The sequence below is a fragment of the Moorena sp. SIO2C4 genome (assembly GCF_010672485.1).
Classification (GTDB): domain Bacteria; phylum Cyanobacteriota; class Cyanobacteriia; order Cyanobacteriales; family Coleofasciculaceae; genus Moorena; species Moorena producens.
In genome coordinates this window covers 1-1,025 of record NZ_JAAHGN010001589.1, presented here as the reverse complement: position 1 = coordinate 1,025, position 1,025 = coordinate 1, and the positions used below count along the sequence as shown (strand labels likewise).

Here is a 1,025-nt window from a genome sequence, read left to right as displayed (position 1 = left end):
ATGCGATCGCGAATTTCCTGTTGCAGCAGTTGATTTTGCTCAATCAGTTGTGTTTGTAGCTTGTGCAGAGTCAATTGATTCTCCACACGGGCTAAAACTTCCTCAACCTGGAATGGCTTGGTGATATAGTCAGCACCACCAACAGCAAAGGCTTTCACCTTGTCCCAAGTTTCATCCAGAGCACTGATAAAGATTACTGGAACTCCCTGAGTTTTTTGATTAGATTTCAGCTGTTTACAGACGTCATAGCCATCGATCTTTGGCATTATAATGTCTAGTAAAATCAAATCCGGTGGATCACACAATGCTGATTCCAAGGCAAGTAGTCCATCGATCATGCTCCTAACCTGATAGCCTTGCTGAATCAGGATGGAAGATAGCAGCTGCAAATTGGTTGGTGTGTCATCCACAACCATAATTTCTGCCTGAGTTGCCTCAGCTTGATGGTTATTCATTCTTTAATTACGTAGAGCGAACCATAGGGGAGAAGCAAATTGGGCAGGAGCATACTGACCAGTAGCCCGCTGATCTGATTGAATCAGAAGGCGGTTTGGCTACGAGTGTTCCTACTCCACCATTAATGCGGCAAGGGGGCGGACACCTGAACCCGTAGGGTCAGTGTCTGGGGAATTGCCGCCAACAAATAAATTGTTCGCGTAGCGTGGCCTACGGCCAGCGGTAGCGAATCCTTATTGATTGACTTGGTATTCATAACCGTCAGCCTTAAAGATTGTTTGCAAGTATTTAGGATGGACATCAAAGCGTTGATTAGGTAATGACAACATGAAGCTAGGACGATAACGAATAGCAATCCGTCCTGTGTATTGCCCAGCGTATTTACCTTTTGGGATATCAGCCTTAACTATGTCTCCTGTTTGAAACCCTCGAAAGAATTTAGCTTTAGATGCATGAGCTTTTGGAAAACCATATTTGTCAGTTCTGCATCGTTGACGAACACCATGACCTTTAGCTTTGACTATTAAAGGCTTGATACCATTGAGCAACAGTTTTTCAGGAGTAGATTG

The 1,025-nt window shown here is 44.1% G+C and carries 1 protein-coding gene and 1 pseudogene; both read right to left on the bottom strand.

Annotation, left to right across the window (positions count from 1 at the left end):
- A partial coding sequence (locus tag F6K20_RS39730; RefSeq protein WP_287298614.1) for a response regulator occupies positions 1-455 on the bottom strand: 455 nt, incomplete at its 3' end.
- A 234-nt stretch (positions 456-689) separates the two neighbouring features.
- Positions 690-1,025: pseudogene (locus F6K20_RS39725) on the bottom strand (RNA-guided endonuclease IscB); the annotation flags it as partial.